We start from the raw sequence: 23,657 nt of genomic DNA, 5'->3' as shown, positions 1-23,657 counted from the left end.
TCCTGGGCTGAATTGATCAATGAAGCAGGCTAATCCAGCAACCGATGCAGCTTGGCGTACTGCAACAGCATGATGGTCTTGCCGTCGCAGATATCCCCGGTTTCGATCATGCCCAGCGCCTTGTCGAGAGACATCTCCAACACTTCGATCTCCTCGCCCTCGGCTTCCAGCCCGCCGCCCTCATGCTGTTTATCTTCGTCGAAGTATTCGCCGACAAAAAAATGCAGGCGTTCTGTCACCGACCCTGGGCTCATGAATGCCTCGAACACCTTGCGTACATCCTGGACGATATAGCCGGTTTCCTCTTGGGTTTCCTTGCGGATGCAGGTGTGCGGGTCGTCGTTATCCAGCAGGCCGGCACAGGTTTCGATCAACAGACCATCGTGGTCATTGACGAAGGCCGGGAAGCGGAACTGCCGGGTCAGCACCACGGTTTGCTTGGCCTTGCTGTACAACAGGATGGTCGCGCCGTTGCCCCTATCGTAGGTCTCGCGGGCCAGTTCGCGCCACTGGCCATCGCGGCCGAGGTAGTCGTAGGTAGTTTTGCGCAGCACGTACCAGTTGTCCGAGAGCACTTCGACTTTCTTGATGCGCACGCGATCTTTGGTGCTTATCTGAGTCATTCAGCCGTTCCATGTCCAGTGTCTGAAAGCGGCAGAGTGGCCCTAAAGGCCGACGGCCTGCCATGATTGAGGCAGGCTAGCAGAGGCAGGATCGATCACTCCAGCCCGGTGGCAAACACCTTTCCGGGGTTCATCAACCCGGTCGGATCCAGCGTGTGCTTGATGGCACGCATCAACTCGATCTCCAGCGGATCCTTGAAATGGGCCGCCGCGTCCGGCTTGGCTTGCCCCAGACCATGTTCGGCACTGATGCTGCCATTGAAAGCGCTCGTCATCTGGTAGATGACCTGCATGATCGCTTGTTCCTGGGCCTTGAACGGGGCATCGGCATGGCCCAGCGGCTTGCTGATGTTGTAGTGCAGGTTGCCATCCCCCATGTGACCGTAAGAAACAATGCGTACGCCGGGAAACGCCTGTTGCAAGGCGCTATCGGTACGCTCGATGAACGCCGGAATCTGGCTGACGGGCACGCTGATGTCATGCTTGAGGCTCGGACCTTCATGATTCTGCGCCTCGGAAATACCTTCGCGCAGAGCCCACAATGCCGCAGCCTGAGTCTGGTTGCTGGCGATCACGGCATCAATCACCCACCCGGTCTCAAATGCATGGCCCAGGCCGCTTTCCAGCAACAGGTCCAAAGGTGCGTCGGGCACCGTGTCGCGCAATTCGATCAGGGCGTACCACGGGTGCGGCCCTTGCAAGGGGTCACTGCAACCGGCCACATGATCCAGGACGAACTCCAGGCTCTGGCGCGACATCATCTCAAAGCCCGTCAGACGGTCGGCGCAGAGGCTGCGAACATGCCCGATCAAGTCCACCGCGGCCTGCGGCGTGGGCAGTGCGACCCAAGCGGTGGCCGTGCTATGGGTGGCCGGAAACAACTTGAGTACCGCCGCCGTGATAATCCCAAGCGTACCTTCCGAGCCAATGAATAGATGCTTGAGGTCGTAGCCGGTGTTGTCTTTGCGCAAACCTCGCAAGCCGTGCCAGACACGTCCATCCGGCAATACCACCTCAAGCCCAAGGGTCAGCTCGCGCATGTTGCCGTAACGCAGCACGGCCGTGCCGCCGGCATTGGTGGCCAGATTGCCGCCCACCGTGCAACTGCCTTCGGCCCCCAGTGACAGCGGGAACAAGCGACCGGCCTGGCTAGCGGCTTCTTGCAACTGCCGCAGAATCACCCCGGCCTCGACCGTTATGGTTTCATTGGCCAGGTCGATTTCGCGGATGCGCTTCATCCGAGTCAAGGACAGCACCACCTGACGACCAGACGAATCCGGGATCGAGCCGCCGCACAATCCGGTATTGCCGCCCTGCGGCACCAAGGCAACCCCGGCGTCATGGCAAAGCCGCACCACCGCCGCCACTTCTTCGGTTGTGGCCGGGCGCACCACCAGTGCGGCCCGGCCTTGGTAAGCGTTACGCCAGTCAGTCAGGTAGCTGTGCATAAGTTCAGGATCACGCACCAGCCCCGCCGCGCCGACCACTTGCTCGACGCTTTGGATCAACGTCTCCCAGGCCATCGGGTCGAGATCGGCCGAAGAGAGAGAATTGGGGTTTTGCATGACTGTCTCCGGCGTTTGAATTCGGCTGCTGCAGCGCACATCGTGCGTTGCAGCAGTGGAAGCGACCGATTGAGATGAACTAGCTGCGCATCAGCTCAATGGCGGCACTTTTCTTGTGACGGATCACCGTCACCAGGTGCCAGGAGACAGACGCCGCTGCGAGGGCCAGGAAGACCGCCGAGATCGGCGTGGTGAGGAAACCACTGAAGTTGCCATCCGAGAGCATCAGACCGCGCCGCAGGTTGGTTTCCGCCATAGGGCCGAGGATGAAGCCAATGATGAACGGCGCAATCGGCAGTCCACCTTTGACGAAGCCATAGCCCATCAGGCCGAACAGCAGCACCGCCCAGACGTCGAAGATGCGGCTGTTGAGGCCGAACGCACCGACTACGCAGAGCACCAGGATGATCGGCAACAGAATGTGCTTGGGCACCGCCAGCAACTTGATGAAGATGCGCAGTCCGTAGAACTCCAGCACCAACATCAGCAACGAAGCCAGAATCAGCGCGGCAAAGATGGTGTAGACCAGCGATCCCTGACTGATGAACAACAGCGGGCCAGGCTGGATGCCGTGAATCATGAAGCCGCCAAGCATCACCGCCGTGGTGGTGTCTCCGGGAATACCCAGGGTCAGCAGCGGGATCATCGCACCGCCAATACCGGCGTTGTTCGCGGTTTCACTGGCAACCACACCCTCGATGGAGCCTTTACCGAATTCTTCCGGGTGCTTTGAGCGCTTTTTTGCCGCGATGTAGGAAACAATGTTCGAGGTACCAGCGCCGATGCCCGGCAGGATCCCGATGCCCAGGCCGATGAACGCCGAGCGGGTCGCGTTCGGCAATTGGCTGATGAACTCCTTGATGGAAAAACCAAACCCTTTCACGCCTTTCATGCTGATGTTCTGTGGCTTGGCACGGTGGCTTGAGCGGGCGCTCTCGGCGAATTTCAGCACTTCGGAGACCGCAAACATGCCGATCATGACGGTAAGCATGGCGAAGCCACCGTTAAGACTCGGCAGGTCGAACGTGAAACGCCGAATGGCGTCGACCGGGGCGATCCCGACGGTTGAAAAGGCAAAGCCCAAGGCGCCGGCGAACAGCCCTTTGACCAGCGAACCGGTAGACAGTGTGGCAATCAGAGTCAGCGAAAAAACGGCAATGGAGAAATATTCATGGGGACCGAAACTCAAGGCCACGTCCGCCAGGATCGGGGCGATAAACATCAACGCCGCAATGCTGAAAATCGTGCCCAGGAACGAGAACACCACGCCAATGCCCAGGGCTTTGACGCCCAGGCCCTTTTTCATCATCGGCGAACCATCGAACGTCGTGGCGATGGAGGCCGGCGTGCCCGGTATGTTGAGCAATATCGCTGAAATCAGCCCCCCTGAGGTGGCGCCGACAAACAGAGCAACCAGCAGTGACAGACCCGTGGCCGGGCCCATCGAATAGGTCAGCGGCAAGCACAGGGCGATGGCCATGGTGGCCGAAAGGCCGGGCACCGCACCAAAGACGATCCCCACTGCAACGCCGAGGGTGATCAGGACAAATACGTAGGGCGAGAATACGGCACCGAAGCCTTGTTGCAGGAGCTCAATCATCACCGTCCCCTAGAAATCCAATAGACCGGCGGGCAGCATCAAATCGAAGCCCTCACGGAAGATCACAAAAATCAACGCTGCTGAAACGACCGCGATCACGGCATAAAGCCCGTGCTTGACCTTCTGATCAGCGGGGGTCAACACGATGAATTGGGCGTAGAGGTAAAGCGTGGTCATGATCACGAAACCGACAACTTCCAGCAGCGCGGTGAAGAGCGTCACCAGGGCGATGGATTTGATAACCGTCGGGTAATCGATCGATTCAGCGGCTTCGCCCGGCTCGACAGGCTCGGCACGTTGCTGAGGCAGTTTTCTCCAGGCCAGCAACTGCAACACGCCCAACAGGCACAGCGCGCCGGAAAGAATCCAGGGCACAAAAGCGGCGTCGACAAAACCGCGACGCGGCAGATTCGCGGTCAACAACATGTACGCCACACCAGCACCGAGCATCGCCAGGCCGGCGAACAATTCATTTCTTTTGTAGGTATCCATACAGGATCCTCTTTCACTTGAAGGGCCGAGCAAAGGGGCGCTGGCCAATACGGTAAGCGCCCCATCCTGTTTCCCAGGATTTACTTGGCTTTACGCATTTCGTCCTTGAACTGCATGAAGTCGTCACGGGTCTTGGTCAGCGTAGCAATGGCTTCTTCGGTGCCCTGGAAGCTGACAGGCTGCTTGAAGGACTTCTTGAGCTCTTCAGCGTATTCAGGTTCTTCGGTGATTTTCTTCATGGTGTCAGCCATTTTCTTGACGATGGCCGGGTCTGTGCCTTTCGGGAAAGCGACGATGTAAGGCTTGTCCAGGACCAGGTCCACGCCTTGCTCCTTGAACGTCTTGACGTCACCCAGCAGCGGGTTGCGCTCTGCGTTAGGCTGCCCCAGAGCGGTCATCTTGCCGCTGGCAATGTAATCCTGAACCGAACCATAGCTGATAGCACCCAGGTCAATGCGCTTGCCCAGCAAGGCCACCACTTTTTCCGAAACGGTGCCGCTGTCGACCATCTTCAGTTTGACGCCGGCGAGCTTCTCGAACATCAAGCCTTGCAGGTGCGAGAAGTTACCCATCTCGGTGCCATAGGTGATGGTGCCTGGCTTGGCCTTGGCCTGTGAAATCAACTGATCGAGGGTGTCGATGCCCGAGCTTTTGGCAGAGACGAACACAGCGCCTTTATCGACGCCCGCGATGCAGGAGACATCGAATGCATCGAAGCGATCTTCGGACAACCCTGCCACTTCGTTAACGATCATCTGACCGGTGTGGGTGAACAGAATGGTGTTGCCATCTGGCGCCGCGCTCTTGACCGCGTCGGCAGCGATGGTGCCGCCCCCGCCGGCCATGTTGGTGACGACCATGGACTTACCGGTCACTTTGGTGAAGTACTTGGCCATCATCCGTGCGTTGAAGTCGGTATCGCCGCCGGCGTTGGCAATGACCACCACCTGCACCGGACGTGTCGGCCAGTCGCTCGCATCAGCGGCAACGGCCGCTCCGGCGGTGAGGCTCAAGAAGGAAGCGACGAGAGAGGCGCATAGTGTTTTTCTCATTATTGTTCTCCAAAGATGCTGCCGTAGAAGGTGTTGGTAGGGAGTTGGGTATGGGTGTCGCGAGGATGAATCGGGTGTATTGCCAACCCGCGCGCAGTGGCAATGCCGTACTGGGGCGCAGCAGGAAGCGAACGATGCAAGGAATTTGGTTGAGTCGAACAAGTATGGCTGTCTGGAAAGCCATGGCCCGCTTGGCTGGGATGCATAAGCGAGAAGAGATGCGCCCTTCTACGGTTATGCAGAAAGGGCAGAGAGCGATGCTGATGAGCCGTCGGAGCGAATGGCATAGCAGGGCCTGCGTCGATTTTATTATTTTATGTCATACGTTGTCGTACGACTTGGCCGATTATCGTCACCTAAAATAATTTTTGTCAACGCGGATATTTGTTGAATCGGTGCGAGCGGGAAGACGTGGCCTCATGTTTACGCTCATGAGGAGCAATGCGGGGGTGACGATCAGACGAGCGGCGATCAGCGGTGCCGCTCAGGAGCCGGGGGGTGGAGGGCAGCAACCGGTGACGCCAGGGTGCAGAGGAGACGAAACCACCTCCGCGACCCCGGCTGCCAGGGCTTACTCCACTGTCACAGACTTGGCCAGGTTTCGTGGCTGGTCGACGTCAGTGCCCTTGAGTACCGCGACATAGTACGACAACAACTGCAGCGGGATCGTGTAGAGGATCGGCGACAGGATGTCGTGGATGTGCGGCATGTGCACCACGTGAGTACCTTCACCATTGGTCATGCCGGCCTTCTCGTCGGCAAAGACAATCAGCTGGCCGCCACGGGCGCGCACTTCCTGCAGGTTGGACTTGAGCTTTTCCAGCAGCTCGTTGTTCGGCGCCACGGTGACCACGGGCATATCGTTATCCACCAGGGCCAGCGGGCCGTGCTTGAGTTCACCGGCCGGATAGGCTTCAGCGTGGATATAGGAAATTTCCTTGAGCTTCAGGGCGCCTTCCATCGCCACCGGGAATTGCGCGCCACGCCCCAGGAACAGGGTGTGGTTCTTCTCGGCGAACAACTCGGCGATTTTTTCCACGGTGCTGTCCATCGCCAGGGCTTCGCCCAGACGGGTCGGCAGGCGGCGCAGCTCTTCCACCAATGTTGCCTCAACACCCTCGCCCAAGGTCCCGCGCACCTGTCCCAAGGACAGGGTCAGCAACAGCAGGCCCACCAGCTGCGTGGTGAACGCCTTGGTCGACGCCACACCGATTTCACGGCCAGCTTGGGTCAGCAGGGTCAGGTCGGATTCGCGCACCAACGAGCTGATGCCCACGTTGCAAATCGCCAGGCTGGCAAGGAAACCCATCTCCTTGGCGTTACGCAGGGCGGCCAAGGTGTCGGCGGTTTCACCGGACTGGGAAATGGTGACGAACAGGGTGTCGGGTTGCACCACCACTTTGCGGTAACGGAATTCGCTGGCGACTTCGACCTGGCACGGAATACCGGCCAACTCTTCCAACCAGTAACGAGCAACCATACCAGCGTGGTAGCTGGTGCCACAGGCAACGATCTGCACGTTGCGAACCTTGGCGAACAGCTCGGCGGCCTGTGGCCCGAACGCCTGGACCAGCACCTGACTCTGGCTCATGCGGCCTTCCAGGGTGCGTTGCACCACAGCCGGTTGTTCGTGGATCTCCTTGAGCATGAAGTGCCGGAACTCGCCCTTGTCGGCGGCTTCGGCGCCGTCACGGTATTGAACGGTCTCGCGCTCAACGGCTTTGCCGTCGATGTCCCAGATCTGCACGCTGTCGCGGCGAATTTCGGCGATATCGCCCTCTTCCAGGTACATGAAGCGGTCAGTGACCTGACGCAGCGCCAGCTGATCGGAAGCCAGGAAGTTTTCCCCAAGGCCCAGACCGATCACCAACGGGCTGCCGCTGCGGGCAGCAACCAGTCGATCCGGCTGCTCGGCACTGATCACCGCCAAGCCATAGGCGCCATGCAATTCCTTGACGGTGGCCTTGAGCGCCGCAGTCAAGTCCATCAGTTCCTTGAGCTTGTGATTGAGCAGGTGGGCAATGACTTCGGTGTCAGTGTCGGAGGTGAACACATAGCCGAGCGCCTTGAGTTGCTCACGTAGCGCTTCGTGATTCTCGATAATGCCGTTGTGCACGACCGCCAGGTTGTCGGAGAAATGCGGGTGGGCGTTACGCTCGCACGGCGCGCCATGAGTGGCCCAGCGGGTGTGCGCGATGCCCAGGCGCCCCACCAGCGGCTCGGCGTCCAACGCTTGCTCCAGCTCACTGACCTTACCTGGGCGTCGCATGCGCTCAAGCTTCTCGTCGTTGGTAAACACCGCCACACCGGCGCTGTCATAACCACGGTATTCGAGGCGCTTGAGGCCTTCGAGCAAGATTGCAGTGATGTTGCGTTCAGCAACGGCGCCGACAATTCCACACATGCTATTTCTCCTGGCTGACAGACGCGCAGATCACATTGATCCCACGGGCCTGAATCTGATCGCGGGCCTCCACGGGCAGGCGATCATCGGTAATAAGGGTATGGACGCTGCTCCACGGCAGTTCCAGGTTGGGGATTTTTCGGCCGATCTTGTCGGCCTCCACCATCACGATCACTTCGCGGGCTACCTCAGCCATTACACGGCTCAGGCCCAGCAGTTCGTTAAAAGTGGTGGTGCCTCGGACCAGATCGATGCCGTCGGCGCCGATAAACAACTGGTCGAAATCGTAGGAGCGCAGGACCTGCTCCGCGACTTGGCCCTGGAACGACTCGGAATGAGGATCCCAGGTGCCGCCGGTCATCAACAGCACCGGTTCATGCTCCAGCTCGCTCAGGGCACTGGCGACATGCAGGGAATTGGTCATCACCACCAACCCCGGCTGCAGTCCGAGCTGAGGAATCATTGCCGCGGTGGTGCTGCCGCTGTCGATGATAATCCGCGCATGTTCGCGGACCCGCTTCACCGCGGCCCGGGCAATGGCTTGTTTGTATTTGGAGACGGCTTGCCCGTTATCGGCGACCAGTTCCTGCGGCATGGGGACCGCACCACCGTAACGACGCAGCAGCAAACCATTGGTTTCCAACGCGGCGAGATCCTTGCGAATCGTAACTTCCGAGGTTTCGAAGCGCTTGGCCAACTCATCAACACTGACTTCGCCCTGCTCTTGAAGCAAGGCTAGGATGTTGTGGCGGCGCTGTGGTGTGTTGCGCTTGGACATAAGGATAAGTTTCGATTCGAAAGATAACGTAAGTAATCAAAACCTATTGGAAGCATGTCGTCAAGACAAGAGCAGAAAAATTCAGAAACTGGGTGAACATGAACGCCATCGCGAACAGGCTCGCTCCCACATTGATTGCAGCGTCCACGGGGCCCGTGTCAGCCGAGAATTCAGTGTGGGAGCGAGCCTGCTCGCGATGGCGGCGACCGGAGTTGTGGATAACTCAGGTTTTCTGGATTTTGACTGGGCGCTTCCAGCCATCGATGTTGCGCTGCCGCGCACGGGCCACAGCGAGTTGAGACTTATCCACATCCTGATTGATGGTTGAACCTGCTGCGGTGTTTGATCCATCACCGATGGTCACCGGTGCAACCAGCGAATTATTGGAGCCAATGAACACGTCCTCACCAATAGTCGTCTGATACTTATTGGCGCCGTCGTAATTACAGGTGATGGTACCGGCACCAATGTTCGTGCGTGCGCCGATTTCAGCGTCACCCAGATAGGTCAGGTGACCGGCCTTGGCGCCTTCGCCCATGTGGGCATTCTTGAGCTCGACGAAGTTACCCACATGGGCGCGGGCTTCCAGCACAGTACCCGGACGCAGGCGAGCAAATGGGCCCGCGTCGCTGCCTTCGCCCATGACGGCGCCATCGAGGTGACTGTTGGCTTTGATCACCACGCCTTTTCGCAGGGTACTGTCCTTGATCACACAGTTCGGGCCGATGACCACGTCGTCTTCGATGATGACCTTGCCTTCAAGGATAACGTTGATGTCGATGACCACATCGCGGCCGACGCTGACTTCACCGCGCACATCGAAACGGGCCGGGTCGCGCAGGGTCACGCCCTGAGCCATCAGACGGCGGGCGGCGCGCAATTGATAGTGACGCTCCAGTTCGGCCAGTTGCCGGCGATCGTTGGCGCCCTGCACTTCCATGGCATCCAGCGGCTGCTCAGTGGCGACCACCAGCCCGTCGTTGACAGCCATGGCAATCACATCGGTCAGGTAGTACTCGCCCTGGGCATTGTTATTCGACAAACGACTCATCCAGTCGCCCAGGCGTTCAGCCGGTACGGCAAGAATGCCGGTGTTGCCTTCGGTGATCGCGCGCTGGGCTTCGTTGGCGTCCTTTTGCTCGACAATCGCTGTCACCTGGCCGTCGGCGTTGCGCACAATGCGGCCGTAACCAGTGGGGTCATCCAGCTCGACGGTCAGCAGGCCCAATTGCTGTGGAGCAGCATGCTTGAGCAGGCGCTGCAAGGTATCGACTTCGATCAGCGGCACGTCGCCGTAGAGAATCAGTACCGTATCGGCAGTAATAAATGGCACCGCCTGGGCCACCGCGTGGCCGGTCCCCAGTTGTTTATCCTGCAGGACAAAATTAAGGTCATCCGCCGCCAAACGCTCACGCACAGCATCCGCCCCGTGGCCGATCACCACGTGAATGCGCTGTGGATCAAGTTGCCGGGCGCTGTGGATAACATGACCGAGCATGGAATTGCCGGCCACCGGGTGCAATACCTTGGGCAGCGCCGAACGCATGCGAGTGCCTTGACCCGCCGCGAGGATAACGATTTCGAGAGACATGACTGGCTACCAATCCTGGGTGGTCAGCGGCTGCGACCAGATGATGAGTGTCGGAAAAAGAAAAAAGGGTAGCCGAGGCTACCCTTTTTAATCAATCGCACAGAAAGCAGACGGCTTAACCGCCGAACTTCTTGCGGATCTGCTGGACGGTGCGCAGCTGAGCTGCGGCCTCGGCCAGACGTGCAGCAGCAGAGCCGTAATCGAACTCGGCGCCGCGCTCATGCAAGGCCTTCTCAGCAGCCTTGACGGCTTCCTGAGCGGAGGCTTCGTCCAGGTCGGCAGCACGTTGCACGGTGTCGGCAAGGACCTTGACCATGTTCGGCTGAACCTCGAGGAAACCACCGGAGATGTAATACACCTCGGATTCCCCGCCCTGCTTGATCAAGCGGATCGGACCTGGTTTCAGATTAGTGATCAGCGGTGCGTGACCCAGAGCGATACCAAGATCGCCCAGCTCACCATGCGCAACCACCATCTCGACCAGACCGGAGAAAATTTCCCCTTCCGCACTGACGATATCGCAATGGACTGTCATAGCCATCTGATTGCCTCAACCTAAATTAGCGCCCGTTGCCGGGCGCCGGGATTACAGTTTCTTGGCTTTCTCGATCGCTTCTTCGATGCCGCCGACCATGTAGAACGCTTGTTCTGGCAGGTGGTCGTAGTCACCGTTGAGGATGCCTTTGAAGCCAGCAATGGTGTCTTTCAGGGAAACGTATTTACCCGAGGCACCGGTGAAGACTTCAGCCACGAAGAACGGCTGCGACAAGAAGCGCTGGATCTTACGAGCGCGGGATACCAACTGCTTGTCGGTTTCCGACAGCTCGTCCATACCCAGGATCGCAATGATGTCCTTCAGCTCTTTGTAACGCTGCAGCACGTACTGAACGCCGCGAGCGGTGTCGTAGTGCTCCTGGCCGATCACGTTCGGGTCCAGCTGACGCGAAGTCGAGTCCAGTGGGTCTACCGCTGGGTAGATACCCAGGGAAGCGATGTCACGGGACAGAACGACGGTGGCGTCCAAGTGGGCGAAGGTGGTCGCTGGCGACGGGTCGGTCAAGTCGTCCGCCGGTACGTATACCGCCTGGATCGAGGTGATCGAACCTTCCTTGGTCGAAGTGATGCGCTCTTGCAGCACGCCCATCTCTTCAGCCAGGGTCGGCTGGTAACCTACTGCCGAAGGCATACGGCCCAGCAGTGCGGATACTTCAGTACCGGCCAGGGTGTAACGGTAGATGTTGTCGACGAACAACAGTACGTCGTTACCTTCGTCACGGAACTTCTCGGCCATGGTCAGGCCAGTCAGGGCTACGCGCAGACGGTTTCCCGGCGGCTCGTTCATCTGACCGTAAACCAGTGCCACTTTGTCCAGAACGTTGGAGTCCTTCATCTCGTGGTAGAAGTCGTTACCCTCACGAGTACGCTCACCCACACCGGCGAACACGGAATAACCGCTGTGCTCGATGGCGATGTTACGGATCAGTTCCATCATGTTTACGGTCTTGCCCACACCGGCACCACCGAACAGACCGACTTTACCGCCCTTGGCGAACGGGCAAACCAGGTCGATAACCTTGATGCCGGTTTCCAGCAGGTCGTTGCCGCCTGCCTGTTCAGCGAAGGATGGCGCAGGACGGTGAATGCCCCAGCGCTCTTCGGTGGCGATCGGACCTGCTTCGTCGATCGGGTTGCCCAGTACGTCCATGATCCGGCCCAGGGTCGCTTTACCGACCGGTACGGAGATGGCTGCGCCAGAGTCGACAACATCCAGACCGCGCTTCAAGCCTTCGGTGGAGCCCATCGCAATGGTACGTACCACGCCGTCGCCCAGCTGCTGCTGAACTTCCAGAGTGGTTTCCGCGCCTTGTACTTTCAGCGCGTTGTAGATGCTCGGTACGCTGTCGCGTGGAAATTCCACGTCGATAACGGCGCCGATGATTTGAACGATACGTCCGCTACTCATAGCTGGATCCTCTGAATATTTGAACCGTTAAACCGCGGCAGCGCCGCCGACGATTTCCGAGATCTCTTGGGTGATCGCAGCCTGACGCGCCTTGTTGTAGATCAGTTGCAAATCACTGATCAGATCACCGGCGTTGTCGGTAGCGTTCTTCATCGCGATCATCCGCGCCGCTTGTTCAGCTGCGTTGTTCTCGACCACCGCCTGGTAAACCTGCGATTCCACGTAGCGGACCATCAAGCCGTCAAGCAGCTCTTTGGCATCCGGTTCGTAGAGGTAGTCCCAGTGGTGCTTGAGTTCCTGTTCCGGGGTCGCCACCAGTGGAATCAACTGCTCCACGGTAGGCTGTTGCGTCATGGTGTTGATGAATTTGTTGGATACCACGGACAGGCGGTCAATACGGCCTTCCAGGTAAGCATCCAGCATCACCTTGACGCTGCCGATCAGATCATTGATCGACGGCTCTTCACCCAGGTGGCTGATAGCAGCGACGACGTTACCGCCGAAGTTGCGGAAAAAAGCCGCACCTTTGCTACCAATCACGCACAGATCGATCTCGACGCCTTGTTCACGGTTTACAGCCATGTCCTTGACCAGGGCCTTGAACAGGTTGGTGTTCAAGCCACCGCACAGACCACGGTCACTGCTCACCACAACGTAACCGACGCGCTTGATGGCGCGGTCGATCATGAACGGGTGGCGATATTCCGGGTTGGCGTTGGCCAGATGACCAATTACCTGGCGGATGCGCTCCGCGTAGGGACGGCTAGCAGCCATGCGCATTTGTGCCTTGCGCATTTTGCTGACCGCCACTTTTTCCATGGCGCTGGTAATCTTTTGCGTGCTTTTGATGCTCGCAATCTTACTGCGAATCTCTTTTGCGCCTGCCATGTAACACCTATCAGGTTAGCAAGCGGGAGCCTTGCGACTCCCGCTGCGGCTTACCAGGTTTGGGTGGCCTTGAACTTCTCGATACCGGCTTTCATGCCAGCGTCGATTTCGTCATTGAAGTCACCCTTCACGTTGATCTTCGCCATCAAATCGGCGTGATCGCGGTTGAAGTAAGCAATCAGCGCTTGTTCAAAGCTGCCGACCTTGGCGATTTCGACGTCAGTCAGGAACCCACGTTCAGCGGCATACAGCGACAACGCCATGTCAGCGATCGACATCGGAGCGTATTGCTTCTGCTTCATCAGCTCGGTAACGCGCTGACCATGCTCAAGTTGCTTACGGGTCGCTTCGTCCAGGTCAGACGCGAATTGGGCGAATGCCGCCAGTTCACGGTACTGAGCCAGAGCGGTACGGATACCACCGGAGAGCTTCTTGATGATCTTGGTCTGAGCGGCACCACCCACACGGGATACCGAAACACCGGCGTTCACAGCAGGACGGATCCCGGAGTTGAACATGGCCGATTCCAGGAAGATCTGACCGTCGGTGATGGAAATCACGTTGGTCGGAACGAACGCGGAAACGTCGCCAGCCTGGGTTTCGATGATCGGCAGTGCGGTCAGGGAACCGGTTTTGCCGGTCACTGCGCCGTTGGTGAACTTCTCTACGTACTCTTCCGAAACGCGGGATGCGCGCTCCAGCAGACGGGAGTGGAGATAGAACACGTCGCCTGGGTAAGCTTCACGGCCTGGTGGACGGCGCAGCAGCAGGGAGATCTGGCGGTAAGCCACTGCCTGCTTGGACAGATCGTCATAAACGATCAGCGCGTCTTCACCGCGGTCGCGGAAGTATTCGCCCATGGTGCAACCGGAGTACGGTGCCAGGAACTGCAGCGCAGGAGATTCCGAAGCACTGGCAGCCACGATGATCGTGTTGGCCAGGGCGCCGTTTTCTTCCAGCTTGCGAACCACGTTGGCGATGGTCGATTGCTTCTGACCAATTGCCACGTAGACGCAGAAAATGCCGCTGTTCTTCTGGTTGATGATCGCGTCGATCGCCAGAGCGGTTTTACCGATCTGACGGTCACCGATGATCAGCTCACGCTGGCCACGGCCGACAGGGATCATGGCATCGACAGCCTTGTAGCCAGTCTGTACAGGCTGGTCTACCGACTTACGCCAGATCACGCCTGGAGCAACTTTCTCGACCGCATCGGTCTCGGTGTTGTTCAGCGGACCTTTGCCGTCAACTGGGTTACCCAGTGCGTCGACTACGCGACCCAGCAGTTCCTTACCAACCGGAACTTCGAGGATGCGGCCGGTGCACTTGGCGCTCATGCCTTCAGCCAGAGACGTGTACGCGCCCAATACCACGGCACCTACAGAGTCTTGCTCCAGGTTGAGGGCCATACCGTAGACGCCGCCCGGAAACTCGATCATCTCGCCGTACATGACGTCGGCCAGACCGTGAATCCGCACGATGCCGTCAGATACGCTGACGACAGTGCCTTCGTTACGGGCTTGGGAGGTCACATCGAGCTTGTCGATGCGGCCCTTGATAATTTCACTTATTTCGGAAGGATTGAGTTGCTGCATTGCTCTGCTGCCCCTTCAAACTCAAGATTTCAATGCTTCGGCAAGTTTCGCGATTTTGCCGCGAATCGAGCCATCGATAACCAGGTCACCGGCGCGGATAACGACACCACCAATCAAGGCAGGGTCTTCCGTAACGTCCAGACGCACTTCCCGGTTGAGTCGTGCACTGAGAACCTTGGCGAGTTTGTCTTGCTGTTCTTGGTTCAATGCAAAAGCACTGGTCACTTCCACGTCTACCGACTTCTCTTGCTCAGCCTTGTACAGGTCGAACAATGCGGCGATCTCCGGCAGAAGCGGGAGACGGTCGTTTTCGGCAACGACGTGAATGAAATTCTGTGCCTTGGCATCGAACTTGTCGCCGCACACGTCAATGAACGTGGCGGCCTTTTCTGCGCTCGTCAGTCGCGGGGCCTTGAGCACGCGCTGCATGGTGTCGTCTTGCGACACCGCTGCTGCCAGGCCGAGCATGGCTGACCAATTGGCCAGTTGCTGGTGGGCCTGAGCGTGCTCGAAGGCCGCCTTAGCGTAAGGTCGGGCCAACGTGGTCAGTTCTGCCATGATCGCCCTCGCTTAAATTTCAGCAGCCAGTTTGTTTACCAGCTCTGCGTGCGCGTTTTGATCGATTGTGGCACCCAGGATCTTCGAAGCACCGCCAACAGCCAGGGCACCCACTTGGGCACGCAGGGCGTCTTTGACACTGTTCAGTTCCTGTTCGATCTCGGCTTGAGCCTGAGCCTTCACACGGTCAGCTTCGACGCGAGCCTGTTCACGGGCTTCGTCGACAATCTGGGTACCGCGTTTCTTGGCTTGCTCGATGATTTCAGCTGCCTGAGCTTTCGCTTCGCGCAGTTGCTGACCCACTTTCTCATGGGCCAACTCCAGGTCGCGAGCTGCACGGCTGGCAGCGTCCAGACCATCCGCGATCTTCTTTTGACGTTCGTGCAATGCCGCAATGACCGGAGGCCATACGAACTTCATGCAGAACAGTACAAAAATCAGGAACGCAACGGACTGGCCAATCAGGGTCGCATTAATGTTCACGCCAACACCTCGCAGTTACGTTGTCCATCACACCAATCTACTCGAGACATCCGAGTAATTAGCCAGCGATTTGACCAACGAACGGGTTCGCAAAGGTGAAGAACAGAGCGATACCAACACCGATCATGGTCACGGCGTCGAGCAGACCAGCCACGATGAACATTTTAACTTGCAGCATTGGAACCATTTCTGGCTGACGCGCGGCGCCTTCCAGGAACTTGCCGCCCAGCAGGCCGAAACCAATTGCGGTACCCAGTGCGCCCAGGCCGATCAACAGTGCAACAGCGATAGCGGTTAGACCAACTACAGTTTCCATCTTTCCTCCCGACTTTTACGTCGTATGGTTTAGGTTTTTTAGATTAAAGCGGTAAAACAAATCGTTTCATCAAGCCCGTTCGGGCCCCTTTCCGTGTGACCGGGAAGGACATCAGACTAGTCGAGACTGGCCTTAATGGTTTTCTTCGTGCGCCATCGACAGGTAGACGATGGTCAGCATCATGAAGATGAACGCCTGCAGGGTGATGATCAGGATGTGGAACACAGCCCACGCCCACTGCAGAACTACACCCAGGCCGCTGAGCCAGAGCAGACCGCTGCCGAACATCACGGCGATCAGGATGAACACCAGCTCGCCGGCATACATGTTGCCGAACAGACGCAGGGCCAGGGAGATCGGTTTGGCGATCAGGGTCACGAACTCCAGAAGGAAGTTCACCGGGATCAGCAGGGCCTGAACGAGAATGTTCTTGCTGCCGAACGGGTGCAGGGTCAGTTCGCCGATGAAGCCGCCGATGCCCTTGACCTTGATGCTATAGAAAATGATCAGTGCGAAAACCGAGAACGCCATGCCCAGGGTCGCGTTCGGGTCGGTAGTCGACACGGCGCGGAACGGGATGTGCGAATCGCCGGAGATCAGGATGGCCAGCTGAGGAATCCAGTCGACCGGTACCAGGTCGATGGCGTTCATCAGGAACACCCAGACGAAGATGGTCAGTGCCAGCGGTGCGATCACCGGGCTACGGCCATGGAAGCTGTCTTTCACGCTGCCATCGACGAATTCGACCAATACTTCAACGAAGTTCTGCAGTGCACCAGGCTGACCGGAAGTCGCCTTCTTCGCCGCCATGCGGAAAAGAAGCACGAAGATCAGACCCAGTGCGACCGACCAGCCGAGCGTATCGACGTGGAAGGCCCAGAAGCCCATTTCCTTGGCTTCTGCTGCGGTGTGAGCAAAGCCCCAGCCGCCATTGGGTAGCTGCCCGAAGGTCAGGTTCTGCAAGTGGTGCTGGATATAGCCCGAAGCGGTTGTCTCTGCCATGGTTGCCTCAAACGCCCTAAGGTCTCGAAAGTCTTGTTCTCATTAGCAGGGGAGCGAACCAGCTAACCAGTTGGGTCAGCACGAAGACGCTGAATACAGCCAGCGGCGCCAGTGGCTTCACACCTGCGAACGTCAATGCAAACAGCACTGCCGTCAAAATCAGTTTCCCCGCCTCACCGGCATAAAAAGACCGGACGATGGCTTGGGCTGCTCGGGCGCCGGAAAACCGAAATGCCCTGTGAGCGAAATAAATATTGGGAAGCAAGGCTATCAGGCCTCCGCAAAGCCCTGAGTATCCGGCGACGACTCCCTTCCATTGCCAGAGCGCCAAAGCAGCGATCAGTACAACGACGAATTGGGTCATCAACACCGGGAAAACAGCCAGACGATGGAACGGCAAGCGGTTTGGCGTGCGTGTTTCCATCGCTTTTGCTCTCCAATGATCGGCCGCCATAATTCAATAACTTGGCATAATTTGTGCCGACAAAATGCGCGCAGAGTATAGGGGCGGTTCTGCCCCTATTCAACTGCCAGGTAGTGATTTCCGACTGCGCGCTACAAGAGCAATTGTTTCAGCGAATGTGCGCAAGGACACCTTGCAGCTCATCGAGGGAGTTATAACCGATCACCAATTGCCCTTTGCCCTTCTTGCCGTGGCGAATCTGCACCGCAGAGCCTAGGCGCTCGGCCAGGCGCTGTTCCAGGCGTGCGATATCCGGATCGGTTTTCGGTGCTTCGACAGGTGCCGGTTTACCACTGAGCCACTGACGAACCAGTGCCTCGGTTTGGCGCACAGTCAGGCCTCGTGCGACAACATGTCGCGCCCCTTCAACCTGTTGATTTTCCGGCAAACCGAGCAACGCCCGGGCATGCCCCATTTCCAGATCACCATGGGACAGCATGGTCTTGATGACTTCCGGCAACGCAATCAGGCGCAACAGGTTGGCCACGGTCACGCGGGACTTGCCCACCGCTTCGGCGACCTGCTGTTGAGTCAACTGGAACTCCTGCTGCAAACGCTGCAGGGCCACAGCCTCTTCGATCGGGTTGAGGTCTTCGCGCTGGATATTCTCGATCAGCGCCATGGCGATGGCGGTTTCATCCGGTACATCGCGGACCATCGCCGGAATGGTTTCCTGACCCGCCTGCTGGCTGGCACGCCAGCGGCGTTCGCCGGCGATGATCTCGAAGCGCCCGTTGGCGATCGGCCGAACCACGATCGGCTGCATCACGCCCTGGCTCTTGATCGACTGGGCCAGCTCTTCCAGTGCCTGCGGATCCATGTCCCGACGCGGCTGATACTTGCCGCGCTGGATCAGGTCCAGGGGCAAGTGTTGCAGCTCGCGCTGATCGACTTGTACGGCCTGCTCTTCCAGCGAACTGACAGTGGGGCCACTGAGCAGTGCATCCAGTCCACGTCCGAGACCTCGTTTCTTGACGGCCATGGGGTTTCCTTAAGTTGGCTGGGCAGCAGCGGTGCGTGGGTTTCGGCGCTGGCGGCGAACCATCTCGCCCGCCAGGGCCAGGTAGGCCAGCGCGCCTCGGGATTGTTTGTCGTAGGCCAGGGCCGGCATGCCGTAGCTCGGCGCTTCGGCCAAACGGATGTTACGGGGAATGACCGTATCGTAGAGCTGCTCGCCGAAGTGTTCCTTGAGCTGGGCGGATACGTCGTTCATCAGGCTCAGGCGCGGGTCATACATGGTCCGCAGCAGGCCCTCGACTTTCAGCTCCGGGTTCAGCAGTTCGGCAATGCGCTTGATGTTATCCACAAGGTCGCTCAACCCTTCGAGGGCAAAGTACTCGCACTGCATGGGAATAATCACCCCATCAGCGGCCACCAGGGCGTTGAGAGTCAGCATCGAAAGCGACGGTGGGCAGTCGATCAGGATGTAATCGTAATTTTCCCGAATCGGCGCCAAGGCGCTGCGCAGGCGGCTTTCCTTCATCTGCATTTCCAGCAGAACCACTTCGGCCGCCGTCAGGTCACGGTTGGCCGGCAGCAGTTGATAACCGCCGTGTTCGGAGAAATGCATGGCCTGGCCCAGATCGCATTCGCCGATCAGAACATCGTAAATGGAGTTTTCCAGGCCATGTTTATCCACACCGCTACCCATGGTGGCGTTGCCCTGTGGATCGAGATCGATCAGCAACACCCGGCGCTTGGTCGCGACCAGGGATGCTGCGAGGTTGATGCAGGTGGTGGTTTTACCCACACCACCCTTCTGGTTCGCTATCGCGAATACCTTAGCCATTGTTGCTTGTATTCCCAATCATGCCGTGCGGCGCAGTATCAGCAGATGGCGTTGGCCTTGGCAACCGGGTACGGCCAGGGCGTGTTCGCTATCGAGGTGGAAGTCTGCCGGCAATGCTACCAGCTCATCGGCCGGATGAACGCCCTTCATTGCCAGCCAGCGCGTATCGGCATCGCCCAGGTGGCGAGTCCAGTTGCTGAAGTTTTCCATGCTGCTGAACGCCCGGGAGATGATCCCGTTGAAAGGCTGGGCAGGCTGGAACGCTTCGACGCGGCTGTGGATAACTTGCAGGTTATCCAGTTTGAGTTCGAGTTTGACCTGCGTCAGGAAGCGGGTTTTCTTGCCGTTGCTGTCCAGGCAGGTCACTTGCGAGCCAGGAAACAGGATCGCCAGCGGGATACCCGGCATGCCACCGCCACTGCCGACATCGAGCCAGCGGCCGTCTTCGATGAAGGACATGACGCTGAGGCTGTCGAGCAGATGCCGCGAGACCATTTCATCCGGATCGCGCACCGCGGTCAGGTTGTAGGCCTTGTTCCATTTGATCAACAGGGCCAGATAGCCCAGCAACTGCGCGTGCTGGGCTTCGGTCAGGCTGACGCCGAGCTGACGGGCACCTGTGGATAACTCTTCGGCGTGTTGCGAGGTGACCATCGAACTCAAGCGCTTTGCTCCAACTGACGGCCCGCGCCGCGTTTTTTCAAATGAATCATCAACAGGGAAATGGCCGCCGGGGTCACACCGGGAATGCGCGAAGCCTGGCCCAGGGTCTCGGGACGAGTTGCACCGAGCTTGCTCTGGATTTCCTTCGACAACCCGGAAATGCCGGTGTAATCGATATCCACAGGCAGTTTGGTGTCTTCACTGGCGCGCAGACGGGCGATTTCGTCTTGCTGACGGTCGATGTAACCGGCGTATTTGGTCTTGATCTCTACCTGCTCGGCCACCTGCGGATCCTCCGCGCCCTGACCGGTCACTTCCACCAGCCCGGCATAATCGATTTCCGGGCGGCTCAACAAGTTGAGCAAGTTGTATTCGTGGGTCAGCGGTGTGCCGAATTTGGTTGCGATGGCATCGCCCTGCTCGGTACCGGGACGAACCCAAGTGCTTTTCAGGCGCTGTTCTTCCAGCTCGATACTCTCGCGTTTCTTGCAGAACGCAGCCCAGCGAACGTCATCGACCAGCCCCAGCTCACGACCTTTCTCGGTCAGGCGCAGGTCAGCGTTGTCTTCACGCAGGATCAGACGATATTCGGCACGGGAGGTGAACATCCGATACGGTTCCTGGGTACCCAGGGTAATCAAATCATCCACAAGCACACCGATATACGCCTCATCGCGGCGCGGGCACCAGCTGTCTTTGCCCTGGGCGCGCAGCGCTGCGTTGGCGCCAGCCAGCAGGCCTTGGGCACCGGCCTCTTCGTAACCGGTGGTGCCGTTGATTTGTCCGGCAAAGAACAGGCCGCCGATGACTTTGGTTTCCAGGCTGTACTTCAGGTCCCGCGGGTCGAAGTAATCGTATTCGATGGCATAGCCCGGACGAACGATGTGGGCGTTTTCCATGCCGCGAATCGATTGGACAATCTGCAGTTGCACGTCGAACGGCAGGGAAGTGGAAATCCCGTTCGGGTACAGCTCGTGCGTCGTCAGGCCTTCGGGTTCGATGAAGACCTGATGGCTTTCCTTGTCGGCAAACCGATGGATCTTGTCTTCGATCGATGGGCAATAACGCGGGCCGATACCTTCGATCACGCCGGAATACATGGGCGAGCGATCCAGGTTGGCGGCAATGATTTCGTGAGTGCGGGCATTGGTATGGGTGATCCAGCAGCTCACCTGTTTCGGGTGCTGCGCTTTAGAGCCCATGAACGACATGACCGGAATCGGCGTATCGCCCGGCTGCTCGGTCATCACCGAGAAATCCACAGAGCGGCCATCGATGCGCGGTGGCGTACCGGTTTTCAAGCGACCGACACGCAACGGCAACTCACGCAGGCGCTGAGCCAGTGCGATTGAGGGTGGATCACCTGCGCGACCGCCGGAATAGTTCTGCATGCCGATGTGGATAAGTCCACCGAGGAAGGTCCCGGTGGTCAGCACCACGGAATCAGCGAAGAAGCGAAGGCCCATCTGGGTCACAACACCACGCACCTGGTCCTGCTCGACGATCAGGTCATCGGCTGCCTGTTGAAATATCCACAGGTTCGGCTGGTTTTCCAGGATTTCGCGGACAGCGGCCTTGTACAGGACACGGTCGGCCTGGGCACGAGTAGCCCGCACGGCCGGGCCTTTACGGCTGTTCAATACACGAAACTGAATGCCACCTTTATCCGTGGCCATGGCCATCGCGCCACCGAGGGCATCGATTTCCTTGACCAGATGGCTTTTGCCAATCCCACCAATGGCGGGGTTGCAGCTCATGGCGCCGAGGGTTTCCACGTTATGCGTCAGCAACAGGGTTTTAGCCCCCATGCGTGCTGATGCAAGTGCTGCCTCGGTACCGGCATGACCGCCGCCGATGACGATCACTTCAAAACGGGAAGGGAAATCCACCACGCACCTCGTGCCTGCTTAATTCAGGTAATTCGGAAAATAGGTTTGAGCCTGGCTTTGGGCGTTTTTCGAGCCAGGTCGGCAAGTATAGGGACTTCCCCTTTCCTAAAGAACCCTTTGCACAAAATTTAACCAGCTGTGGAGAAGTCGAGGTTAAAGAAATTAAAAAGAAAGAAATTTATAAAACCTTTGTTTTTATGTTTATTCTTACTGAGCCTCACTTCTGTGGATAAAGATCTGAAGGCCTTTATATTCAATATGTACAGAGATTCAAAACCCTGTGGTCAGGTGCGGCTGAGGGGCTTGGATAACCGGTGTAAGCCTGTGGATGAATGGGGTGGTTATCCACAGAGGTGGTTATCTTCAGTTTTGAAGGGGGTTTATCAACCGAGCTCAGGGCCAGTTATTCACAGGGCTTAATCCACAGGAAAACTGGCTTTTGATCCAGACACCGCCCACAGGCAAGCCGCCATGCAGGGCAATCGTTCCAGAAAAGGGAAAAAACCGGCTGCATGGACTCGTTGTAGGGTCGATAGCGGCCGGGTTCTTAAGGAATGGGTTATTTACCGATGCAGAAGCTGGAGAAGATTCGACCAAGCAGGTCATCAGAGCTGAAGGCCCCGGTAATTTCCCCGAGAGCTTGCTGGGCCTGACGTAAATCTTCGGCCAGTAGCTCACCGGCTCCGGCAAGGGTCAGTTGCGCGCGACCGTGCTCAAGCGCCGCGCTGGCATGGCGCAGCGCCTCAAGGTGCCGACGACGGGCGCTGAAGCTGCTTTCCGAAGTCTGCTCGTAACCCATGCAGGCCTTTAAATGTTCGCGCAGCAACTCCAGTCCCATATCCGCGGATTTCGCACTGAGGCTAATGGTGACATGGCCATCAGCGCTGACCTCCAGGGTCACGGGTTCCCCGGTCAGGTCGGCCTTGTTTCGAATCAGCGTGACTTTCGAAGGGTCAGGCCGGGTTTCCAGAAACTCTGGCCACAAAGCGAAAGGATCATCCGCTTCCGGGGCCGTGGCATCGACCACCAACAACACGCGGTCAGCCTCGCCGATGGCTTTGAGCGCACGCTCCACGCCGATTTTTTCCACATGGTCGTCGGTATCCCGCAGGCCGGCCGTGTCGACCACATGCAGGGGCATGCCATCGATGTGGATATGTTCGCGCAGAATATCCCGGGTGGTGCCGGCGATCTCGGTGACAATCGCGGCCTCACGGCCTGCCAAGGCGTTGAGGAGGCTGGATTTGCCGGCATTTGGCCTTCCGGCGATCACCACCGTCATCCCATCGCGCAACAAAGCACCCTGCCCGGCTTCGCGCAGTACTGTGGATAACTCATCGCGGACCTTGTCGAGCATGCTGAGCACGTGACCATCGGCGAGAAAGTCGATCTCTTCCTCGGGAAAGTCGATCGCGGCCTCGACGTAGATCCGCAGGCCGATCAGTTGCTCGGTGAGGTTATGCACACGCTGGGAAAAAGCGCCCTGCAGGGATCGCAAGGCATTGCGCGCGGCCTGTGCGGAACTGGCTTCGATCAGATCAGCAATGGCTTCGGCCTGGGCCAGGTCGAGCTTGTCATTGAGGAATGCACGTTCGCTGAACTCGCCTGGTCGCGCAAGACGACACCCCAGTTCGAGGCAACGCTTGAGCAACATGTCCAGGACGATCGGACCACCATGGCCTTGCAGTTCCAGCACATCTTCGCCGGTGAACGAGTTGGGACCAGGAAAATACAAAGCCAGGCCTTCATCGAGCACCTGCTGGTCATCACTGAAAAAAGGGCCGTAGTGAGCAAACCGAGGTTTGAGTTCTCGACCGCTGATGGCCTTTGCCGCGACGCTGGCCAACGGTCCCGAAATACGGACGATGCCGACTCCGCCGCGACCTTGGGCAGTAGCAACGGCGGCGATGGTTTCACGAGGTGCGCTCATAAACCGGTATCCA

Annotated in this window: 22 protein-coding genes; all 22 read right to left on the bottom strand. The window is 58.3% G+C overall.

The window, feature by feature from the left end; genetic code table 11:
• Positions 1–29: 29 nt before the first annotated feature.
• The gene (gene nudK, locus T3A99_RS15820) at positions 30–623 is read right to left on the bottom strand and encodes a GDP-mannose pyrophosphatase NudK (RefSeq protein ID WP_139048699.1); all 594 of its coding nucleotides are present in this window, start codon (positions 621–623) and stop codon (positions 30–32) included.
• Positions 624–718: 95 nt separating this feature from the next.
• Positions 719–2,146, bottom strand: coding sequence for an FAD-binding oxidoreductase (locus T3A99_RS15815; RefSeq protein WP_076386513.1), 1,428 nt, complete (start codon positions 2,144–2,146; stop codon positions 719–721).
• A 121-nt stretch (positions 2,147–2,267) separates the two neighbouring features.
• Positions 2,268–3,788 carry a tripartite tricarboxylate transporter permease gene (locus T3A99_RS15810; protein WP_047226654.1) on the bottom strand — a complete coding sequence of 507 codons (1,521 nt, stop codon included), beginning with the start codon at positions 3,786–3,788 and terminating at the stop codon, positions 2,268–2,270.
• A 9-nt stretch (positions 3,789–3,797) separates the two neighbouring features.
• Positions 3,798–4,280, bottom strand: coding sequence for a tripartite tricarboxylate transporter TctB family protein (locus T3A99_RS15805; protein ID WP_322834545.1), 483 nt, complete (start codon positions 4,278–4,280; stop codon positions 3,798–3,800).
• Between the two features lie 80 nt (positions 4,281–4,360).
• On the bottom strand, positions 4,361–5,332 hold the full coding sequence (locus tag T3A99_RS15800; RefSeq protein ID WP_047226652.1) for a tripartite tricarboxylate transporter substrate binding protein: 972 nt from the start codon (positions 5,330–5,332) through the stop codon (positions 4,361–4,363).
• A gap of 571 nt (positions 5,333–5,903) precedes the next feature.
• A complete protein-coding gene (gene glmS / locus T3A99_RS15795; RefSeq protein WP_160891444.1) occupies positions 5,904–7,736 on the bottom strand; it encodes a glutamine--fructose-6-phosphate transaminase (isomerizing) in 1,833 nt (610 codons plus the stop codon).
• Position 7,737: 1 nt separating this feature from the next.
• Positions 7,738–8,514 carry a DeoR/GlpR family DNA-binding transcription regulator gene (locus T3A99_RS15790; RefSeq protein WP_047230092.1) on the bottom strand — a complete coding sequence of 259 codons (777 nt, stop codon included), beginning with the start codon at positions 8,512–8,514 and terminating at the stop codon, positions 7,738–7,740.
• Between the two features lie 223 nt (positions 8,515–8,737).
• Positions 8,738–10,105 (bottom strand): bifunctional UDP-N-acetylglucosamine diphosphorylase/glucosamine-1-phosphate N-acetyltransferase GlmU, encoded by a 1,368-nt coding sequence (glmU, locus tag T3A99_RS15785; RefSeq protein ID WP_076383162.1) that lies wholly within the window; start codon positions 10,103–10,105, stop codon positions 8,738–8,740.
• Between the two features lie 115 nt (positions 10,106–10,220).
• On the bottom strand, positions 10,221–10,646 hold the full coding sequence (locus tag T3A99_RS15780) for a F0F1 ATP synthase subunit epsilon (RefSeq protein WP_047230094.1): 426 nt from the start codon (positions 10,644–10,646) through the stop codon (positions 10,221–10,223).
• Positions 10,647–10,691: 45 nt separating this feature from the next.
• Positions 10,692–12,068: a F0F1 ATP synthase subunit beta gene (gene atpD / locus T3A99_RS15775; RefSeq protein WP_047230095.1), complete on the bottom strand. Its 1,377-nt coding sequence runs from the start codon at positions 12,066–12,068 to the stop codon at positions 10,692–10,694.
• 27 nt (positions 12,069–12,095) lie between these two features.
• On the bottom strand, positions 12,096–12,956 hold the full coding sequence (gene atpG / locus T3A99_RS15770) for a F0F1 ATP synthase subunit gamma (protein WP_003207090.1): 861 nt from the start codon (positions 12,954–12,956) through the stop codon (positions 12,096–12,098).
• Positions 12,957–13,006: 50 nt separating this feature from the next.
• On the bottom strand, positions 13,007–14,551 hold the full coding sequence (gene atpA, locus T3A99_RS15765; RefSeq protein ID WP_025216279.1) for a F0F1 ATP synthase subunit alpha: 1,545 nt from the start codon (positions 14,549–14,551) through the stop codon (positions 13,007–13,009).
• A 21-nt stretch (positions 14,552–14,572) separates the two neighbouring features.
• Positions 14,573–15,109 carry a F0F1 ATP synthase subunit delta gene (locus T3A99_RS15760; RefSeq protein WP_047230096.1) on the bottom strand — a complete coding sequence of 179 codons (537 nt, stop codon included), beginning with the start codon at positions 15,107–15,109 and terminating at the stop codon, positions 14,573–14,575.
• A 12-nt stretch (positions 15,110–15,121) separates the two neighbouring features.
• On the bottom strand, positions 15,122–15,592 hold the full coding sequence (locus T3A99_RS15755) for a F0F1 ATP synthase subunit B (protein ID WP_047230097.1): 471 nt from the start codon (positions 15,590–15,592) through the stop codon (positions 15,122–15,124).
• Between the two features lie 58 nt (positions 15,593–15,650).
• Entirely contained in the window at positions 15,651–15,908 is a 258-nt protein-coding gene (atpE, locus tag T3A99_RS15750; RefSeq protein WP_003097235.1) for a F0F1 ATP synthase subunit C, read from the bottom strand.
• A 132-nt stretch (positions 15,909–16,040) separates the two neighbouring features.
• A complete protein-coding gene (gene atpB, locus T3A99_RS15745; RefSeq protein ID WP_047230098.1) occupies positions 16,041–16,910 on the bottom strand; it encodes a F0F1 ATP synthase subunit A in 870 nt (289 codons plus the stop codon).
• A 16-nt stretch (positions 16,911–16,926) separates the two neighbouring features.
• Entirely contained in the window at positions 16,927–17,334 is a 408-nt protein-coding gene (locus T3A99_RS15740) for a F0F1 ATP synthase subunit I (RefSeq protein WP_047230099.1), read from the bottom strand.
• Positions 17,335–17,482: 148 nt separating this feature from the next.
• On the bottom strand, positions 17,483–18,355 hold the full coding sequence (locus T3A99_RS15735) for a ParB/RepB/Spo0J family partition protein (protein ID WP_003207098.1): 873 nt from the start codon (positions 18,353–18,355) through the stop codon (positions 17,483–17,485).
• Between the two features lie 9 nt (positions 18,356–18,364).
• On the bottom strand, positions 18,365–19,162 hold the full coding sequence (locus tag T3A99_RS15730; RefSeq protein WP_003187199.1) for a ParA family protein: 798 nt from the start codon (positions 19,160–19,162) through the stop codon (positions 18,365–18,367).
• 18 nt (positions 19,163–19,180) lie between these two features.
• A complete protein-coding gene (rsmG, locus tag T3A99_RS15725; RefSeq protein WP_171061291.1) occupies positions 19,181–19,816 on the bottom strand; it encodes a 16S rRNA (guanine(527)-N(7))-methyltransferase RsmG in 636 nt (211 codons plus the stop codon).
• 5 nt (positions 19,817–19,821) lie between these two features.
• Entirely contained in the window at positions 19,822–21,714 is a 1,893-nt protein-coding gene (gene mnmG / locus T3A99_RS15720) for a tRNA uridine-5-carboxymethylaminomethyl(34) synthesis enzyme MnmG (protein ID WP_047230101.1), read from the bottom strand.
• A 559-nt stretch (positions 21,715–22,273) separates the two neighbouring features.
• Positions 22,274–23,644, bottom strand: coding sequence for a tRNA uridine-5-carboxymethylaminomethyl(34) synthesis GTPase MnmE (gene mnmE / locus T3A99_RS15715; protein ID WP_107323176.1), 1,371 nt, complete (start codon positions 23,642–23,644; stop codon positions 22,274–22,276).
• Positions 23,645–23,657: the final 13 nt, after the last annotated feature.

This window comes from Pseudomonas sp. N-137, assembly GCF_034555295.1.
Lineage (GTDB): Bacteria > Pseudomonadota > Gammaproteobacteria > Pseudomonadales > Pseudomonadaceae > Aquipseudomonas > Aquipseudomonas rhizophila.
Note: the sequence above shows the minus strand (reverse complement) of the source record. Positions and strands in the feature narration are given on the sequence as shown.